Genomic DNA, 6,802 nt, shown 5'->3' with positions numbered 1-6,802 from the left:
GACCACGTCGCCGCCCTGCGAGGCGACCGAGGCCGCACCGGCGGCGAGCTGATTGGCCTGACGCGCGTGCTCGGCGTTCTGGCGAACGGTGGAGGTCAGTTCCTCCATCGAGGCTGCGGTTTCTTCCAGGCTGGCGGCCTGCTGCTCGGTGCGGCGCGACAGATCGTCGTTGCCGGCGGCGATCTCGCTGGCCGCGGCATTGATCGACACCGCCGAGTGCTTGATGCGTCCGACGATGCCGGCCAGTTGCTCGGCGGTGGCATTGGCGTCGTCACGCATCTGCGCGAACACGCCGCGGAAATCGCCGTGCATGCGCGCGGTCAGATCGCCCGCGGCGATCGCCTGCAGCAGGGTCGACAGCGCCTGCAGGTTGCCATCGGCGGTGGCCATCAACTGGTTGAGGCTGTCCACCATCACCCGGAAGTCGTACTGGAAGCGCTCGGCGTCGCCGCGCGCGCTGAAGTCGCCGTCGGCGGCGGACGTCGCCAGTTGCTTGATCTGCCCGTTCATCGCCGACAGGTTGGCCTTGACCTCGTCCATGGTCTGGCTCAGCACCGCCTCCTCGCCAGGCAGGCGGTCCATGTCCTGCGACAGGTCGCCGATCGCGTAGCGGCCCATGATCTGCGCCAGGCGCGTCTTCACCGCCAGGTGCGAGGCCACCAGCGCATTGGTCTCGGCCGCCATGCGCCCGTAGTCGCCCGGGAAGGCCTGCGCTTCGATGCGATGGCTGACTTCGCCCGCGTCGTGGCGCTTGGCCATTTCCAACTGCGCACCGATCAGGTTGCTGACCTGCTGCTGCATGCCCTGCATCGCGACCAGCAGACGTCCGGTTTCGTCGCGGGCGTCGGTACGTACGTCGTTGTCGAGCTTGCCGCTGGCGATGGCCTCGGCGACACGCGTGGCGCGGGTCAGCGGCACGGTCAGGCTGCGGGTGATCAGCCAGGCCAGCAGGCCGCTGACCAGCACCACGAGCACGCCACCGGCCACCAGCAGGCTGCGGCCGCGGTCCATCGCGACGTTGGCGCTGGCGTAGGCCTCGGCACCGCGCGTGCGCTGCCGGTCGGCATAGGTATTGATCGCCTCCTGCCATTGCTGCGTCGCCGGTCCGGCCTCCGCCATCAGGACTTTCAATGCCTCATCGGCCTTGTTGGCCATGCCCAGGTCCAGGACCTTCTGGTTGGCGAGACGGGTCCGATCGTAGGCGTCGTCGATGGCCTTGCGCATCTGCGCGCCGGTGGCATCGCTGACCGGGATCGCATAGAGCTTGTCGTGGACCTCACCGTAGTAGCGGCGCTGCTGGTCGACGGCCTTGGCGAACCGCTCGTTCTCTTCCTGCGTGGTCGGCAGCACGATGTTGCGCAGATTGACCGCCACCTGTGCGCTGGCATTGCGCATTTCGCCGGTGTAATCGAGGATCTGCATGCGCCGGTTGACGATGGTGTCCATCATCTCGCGCGCCTGTTTCAGCGTCAGCAGCCCGGCGACGACGAGCGCACAGGAGAGCAGGATGAGGACGCCGAAGGCGGACGCGAGCCGCGTCCCGACGTTGTAGCGTTGCAGGATTCCGATCATGAGGGGCCACCAAGTAAGAAAAGGAGAGCAGCCCGCGCCACGACCTGGATCGCGCAGGACACCCTCGGGCCAATGGCCTGGGCGCGATGCGACGGAGAAGAAGGAAAAGACACTTCCAGCACCGGCCGCATCGGGGGTGTCCCATGCGGGTACTCGTACTAGGTAACGGCGACCCGCCCGGAATCTTGATGCGCAACTGCGCACAGTTTCCTAAATCCCCTCAGCATCGTGACTACGAAGTGCACGTTGCGCGTCTCCCTCACGCCACCGTTGCGCACCCGTAAATTCCATGTGAAACAAGGATTAGAAGGCGCCCCATCGGCGCTGGCGCACGTCACACTTACCGCCGCAGGCATTGCCACGCGCACACCAAGAATGTCGTAAACGGCATATATCCGCGACCGCCCGGGCGACCGGCCTCCGCGCCGTCGGGCGCGGAGGCGGCGTGCCTTACTCGGCCAGGTTGGTGCCGGCACCGGCGGTGGCGATGACCTTGGCCTTGACCTGCGCGGCAGGGATCGCCGTGTACATGTAACCCAGCGACTCGGGATAGGTCTTGGACGAGATCCAGGTGGTGGCGTTGGCGTAGGGCTTGCTGGTGCTCTCCGGCACCGTCCAGGTGATGCCGCTGCCGACGTAATTGTTGATCAGGTCCCAGTAGCCGATCTCGCTGCTGTCGCGCGAGGTCACCGGGTTCTTGATGTTCTCGAAGTAGTTGGCTTCGATCAGCGCCACCCCGCCCATGCGCACGTTGATGCCGGAGGTGAAGACGTTGTTGAAGTAGTTGTTGTAGATGTGGCTCAACCCGCGCCGCTGCAGCGGCAGGCGCGATTCCACGTTCTCGAAGCGGTTGTGATGGTAGGTGGTGCGCGCGGCGGCGTTCTGGGTATCGCTGTCGCTGTAGCCGTTGAGCGCGACCTTCTGGTAGTCGTGGATGTAGTTGTACGACACGGTGACGTGGTTGACGCCCTTCTTCATGTCGATGCCGCCGTCGAAGGACGCGTCGCCGGCGCCGGGGCATTTGGTCAGCGAGGCGAAGATGGTGTTGTGGTCCACCCAGATGTTGGACGGCTGGCCGCTGGAATTGCCTTCCAGCGAGATCGAATCGGCGTCCTCGCCTCCGGGCAGCAGGCCGATGGTCATGTTGCGGATGATGACGTTGTGCGCATTGCCGACCACGCGCACGCCGAAGTTGGCCGAGGAGCCGTTCGCCCCCTTGATGGTGATGTCGCGCTTGTTCTTGATCTGCACGGTCTTGGCCGGCAGCTTCCATTGCGTGCATACGTCGGTGATGCTGGCGTAGTTGAAGCTGCCGGTGTAGTTGAGCACCAGGCCGCCGGAGCCGGCGTAGTTGTCGATCGCCGCCTGCATCGCCTCCATCGTGGCGACGTTGACCGGAATGGCGTTGCCGCCACCGGTGGTGTTGGCGCCGTAGCCGACCGGGCCGGCGAAGGCCGGGGCGGCGCCGACGGCCAGAGCGAGCGCCAGTGCGCCCCTGCGGAACTGCTGCTGCATGATGTCTCTCCCATCTGTCGCGATGAGTGCAGGACGCATGACAGTGCATGCATGCGCCGGCACGGGGCGTGGGGGCCGGCGGCATTCTTGGAATGCACGCGGCGGCCCGCGCAATCGCCGCGACGCAGAACTGGAACCCTGCGCTCCGTTCGCCGCGCGGGACAGGACAAGCGGACACGCACGGTCCGCAGGAGACAGACAGCGACAGCCGGGGACAGGCTTCCCGCACGCACGCTGCGTTGGACGCACCTCGCCGGCAACGACGGCGAACGGCCGTGCATCGCGCGCATCGCCATCGCCGTCGGCGCACCGCGCAGGGACAAGCGCACGCCGGCGCTGCGCGGCCGCGAATGTTGCGGCCGCAGCACGTTTGCGCGAGCCATCCGACGCCGAACAGGCGCCGGATGGCCGCGACGCGCTCAGCTCACCGTGTCCAGGCGGTTGTCGCTGCGGTCGGCGTCGGGCAGCACATGGTCCGGATCCAGGGTCACGTGCAGCACCTTCTGCGTACTTGGCACCCGGATCTGCGGCTGGGTCTGCTGCATCCAGGTCTCCACCGGCACGCGCTGATCGAGATGGCTGCCGTCGGCGAAGTCGATGCGCAGGGTCGCCGGCATCACCAGCTTCTGCCGGCTACCCAAGGTCACCAGCAGGCCCTTGGCCGGATCATGATCGACGTAAGCGGCCGCGCGCACGCCCATGTCCAGCTGCCAGTTGTTGAAATACCAGCCGCGCCACCACCAGCTCAGGTCCTCGCCGGCCTCGCTCTCCATCAGCCGGAAGAAATCCGACGGCGTCGGGTGCTTGTAGGCCCAGGTGGCGATGTACTTGCGGAACGCCGGATCGAAGCGCGCCGGACCGAGGATCTGTTCGCGCAGCAGCACCAGGCCCAGCGCGCCCTTGAAGTAGGTCAGCGGATGCCGGTATTTCTCGCTGGTGGCGTCGGCGCGATCGAGCAGGGTCGGCGCCTGCGCGTCGGCCAGCAGTGGCAGGATCTCGTCCACCGGGTTGCCCCCGCCGGGCGCGTACTCGCCATCGCGCTTGGGCGCGAATTCGCCATGGTTGATCGCGTCGGAGGCGTAGACGTCGATGAAGGTATTGAAGCCCTCGTCCATGAACGCATGGCGGCGCTCGTTGGAGCCGACGATCATCGGGAACCAGCCGTGGCCGAGTTCGTGCGCGGTGATCCAGAACAGTTGCTTGCCGCCGTCCTCCATGTCGTCGAAGACGATGCCCGGATATTCCATGCCGGCGCCGTGGCCGCCCAGGTTCACCGCCGCCGGCCACGGGTACGGATACCACTGCGAGAAGTGTTCGATCGAGGCTTTGACGAACTCGGTGGAGCGGCCCCACTTGTCGCTGCCGACCGCGCTGCGCGGATACACCGACATCGCCAGCGCATGCTTGCCCTCGGGCAGGTTGATCCGCGCCGCATCCCAGACGAACGCCGGCGAAGCGGCAAACGCGACGTCGCGGGTGTGGTCCATGTGGAAGCGCCAGGTCTGGGTGCCGCTGGCGCTGGGCCGACTGTCCGGCTTGCCCACCTCATCGGCGCCGCGGATGGTCACCGTGCTGTCGCTGGCGGCGGCTTGCGCGAGGCGCTGGCGCTGGGTGGCGGTGAGCACCTGCGCCGGATTCACCAGTTCGCCGGACCCGGCCACCAGGTAGTTCCAGGGCACCGTCACCGCGTAGTCGAAATCGCCGTACTCCAGGTAGAACTCCGCGCCCAGGTAGGGCTGGGTGTCCCAGCCGCGCAGGTCGTCGTACACCGCCATGCGCGGATACCACTGCGCGATCTCGTAGATGTCGCCGTCGGGGGTGGGCGTGACCGCGGTGCGGCCGCCCCAGGTGCCGGGCACGGTGTAGGCGTAGTCGATGTGCAGCTTGAGCGCCTTGCCGCTGGCCAGCGGCTGCGGCAGATCCACGCGCATGCGTGTGTCGTCGATCAGGAAGGTCGCCGCCACGCGCTTGCCGCCCTGCTCCAGCTCCACCTTGGCGATGCGATAGCCCTCGGTGCTCTGCGGCGCGGGCCGGTCGGCACGCGCGGCGCGCAAGTTGCGGGCGCGGGCATCGCTGCGGTACAGGTTCTGGTCCAGCTGCAGCCACAGCACGTCCAGCGTGTCCGGGCTGCGGTTGCTGTAGGTGATGGTCTCCTGGCCGCGCAGCGTGTGCGTGGCCGGTTCCAGGGTGGCGTGCAGGTCGTAGTCGGCGCGGTTCTGCCAGTACTGCGGGCCGGGCACGCCGCCGCCGCTGCGGTAGGCGTTGGCCGGCTGCGGCAACTGCAGCGGTGCGAACAGCGCCTGCGGATCGTAGGTGCCGGCACCATCCGCGGCGGCGGCAGTGGTGGCATCGGCCTGGGCGGCGCCGACAAGGGAAACACAAGCCGCGGCGAACGCAGCGCGGCGCAGGACAAGGATCATGGTGGCGTCCGTGGGGAGGATCGCCGCCGATGGTAGGCCGATTGGGGGTGGCGCGAATGTGCCGTTCGCCACCTTCGGCAGCGGATGCTCGGCAAGACGGAGTAGCAGCGGCTTAAGCCGCGATGGGCGCTACCGGGAAGGCCCGTCGCGGCTGATCCCCGAAGGGGACAAGCGCCGCTCCTACGACGGCAGGGCGACGCGCGCCGGGCTCAGCCCAGCAAGGTCTCCAGCACCGCCATGCGCACCGCCACGCCGTTGGCGACCTGGCGCAGGATGCACGACTGCGCGCCGTCGGCGACCTCGTCGGTGATCTCCACGCCGCGGTTGATCGGGCCCGGGTGCAGCACCACCGCGTCCTTGGACGCGCGGCGCAGCCGCTCGGCGGTGAGGCCGTACTGGCCGTGATAGTCCTCCAGCGAGGACACCAGGCCTTCCTCCATGCGCTCGCGCTGCAGGCGCAGCATCATCACCGCGTCCACGCCGTCGAGCATGGCGTCGAAATCCTCGCCGACCACGCAGCCGTCCAGGGTGTCGTCGTCGGGCAGCAGCGCGCGCGGTCCGCACACGCGCACTTCGCCGGCCCCGAGGGTGCGCAGCGCGTGCAGGTCCGAGCGCGCCACCCGCGAGTGCTTGACGTCGCCGACGATGACCAGCTTGAGCTTGGAGAAATCGCCGCCCTTGGCGTGGCGCAGGGTCAGCATGTCGAGCAGGCCCTGGGTGGGATGCGCGCTGCGGCCGTCGCCGGCGTTGATCAGCGCGGTGCCCTCGCCCGCCGCCTCGGCCAGACGCTCCACCGCGCCGTCCTCGGGGTGACGCACGACGAAGCCGCGCACGCCCATCGCTTCCAGGTTCTTCAGCGTGTCGCGCGCGGTCTCGCCCTTGCGCGTGGACGAGGTGGAGGCGTCGAAGTTCAGCACGTCGGCGCCGAGCCGCTGCGCGGCCAGCTGGAACGAACTGCGGGTGCGCGTGGACGGTTCGAAGAACAGCGTGCACACCGCGGTGCCGGCCAGCACGTTGCGCTTGCCGACCCGGCCCACCGCCGCGTCGCGGATCTGCCCGGCGCGGTCCAGCAGTTGCAGCAGGGTCGCGCGCGGCAGCCCTTCCAGGGTCAGCAGGTGGCGCAGGCGCCCGTTCGAATCGAGTTGCGGATCAGTCATGGCGGGTCCGGGCTGTGGATCAGGGAGGGGGAATGGCGTCGTCGGGCGCGGCCAGCCAGCGCTCCACGATCACCGCGGCGGCCACCGCGTCCAGCGCGGCGGCGTCGCGGCGGCGCTTGCGGCCGGCGGCACGGTCCA

At 68.4% G+C, this 6,802-nt stretch carries 4 protein-coding genes and 1 pseudogene; all 5 read right to left on the bottom strand.

From position 1 onward, the window contains the following. Nucleotides 1-1,572: HAMP domain-containing methyl-accepting chemotaxis protein (locus tag D183_RS0120510; RefSeq protein WP_017910647.1), on the bottom strand; the 1,572-nt coding region annotated here is incomplete at its 3' end. A gap of 450 nt (nt 1,573-2,022) precedes the next feature. After that, a complete protein-coding gene (locus D183_RS0120505) occupies nt 2,023-3,087 on the bottom strand; it encodes a pectate lyase family protein (RefSeq protein ID WP_017910646.1) in 1,065 nt (354 codons plus the stop codon). Between the two features lie 419 nt (nt 3,088-3,506). Next, entirely contained in the window at nt 3,507-5,507 is a 2,001-nt protein-coding gene (locus tag D183_RS0120500) for a M1 family metallopeptidase (protein WP_017910645.1), read from the bottom strand. Between the two features lie 209 nt (nt 5,508-5,716). Continuing rightward, nucleotides 5,717-6,664: an aspartate carbamoyltransferase catalytic subunit gene (locus D183_RS0120495; RefSeq protein WP_017910644.1), complete on the bottom strand. Its 948-nt coding sequence runs from the start codon at nt 6,662-6,664 to the stop codon at nt 5,717-5,719. A 19-nt stretch (nt 6,665-6,683) separates the two neighbouring features. Further along, nucleotides 6,684-6,802: pseudogene (locus D183_RS25485) on the bottom strand (Holliday junction resolvase RuvX); the annotation flags it as partial.

This window comes from Xanthomonas sp. SHU 199, from assembly GCF_000364665.1.
GTDB classification, from domain to species: domain Bacteria; phylum Pseudomonadota; class Gammaproteobacteria; order Xanthomonadales; family Xanthomonadaceae; genus Xanthomonas_A; species Xanthomonas_A sontii.
This window is presented reverse-complemented; position numbering and strand designations above follow the sequence as displayed.

Excerpts from the sequence above, each read along its gene's own strand:
- D183_RS0120505 (WP_017910646.1), bottom strand. The coding sequence starts at position 3,087 with ATGCAGCAGCAGTTCCGCAGGGGCGCACTGGCGCTCGCTCTGGCCGTC.
- D183_RS0120495 (WP_017910644.1), bottom strand. The coding sequence starts at position 6,664 with ATGACTGATCCGCAACTCGATTCGAACGGGCGCCTGCGCCACCTGCTG.
- D183_RS0120500 (WP_017910645.1), bottom strand. The coding sequence starts at position 5,507 with ATGATCCTTGTCCTGCGCCGCGCTGCGTTCGCCGCGGCTTGTGTTTCC.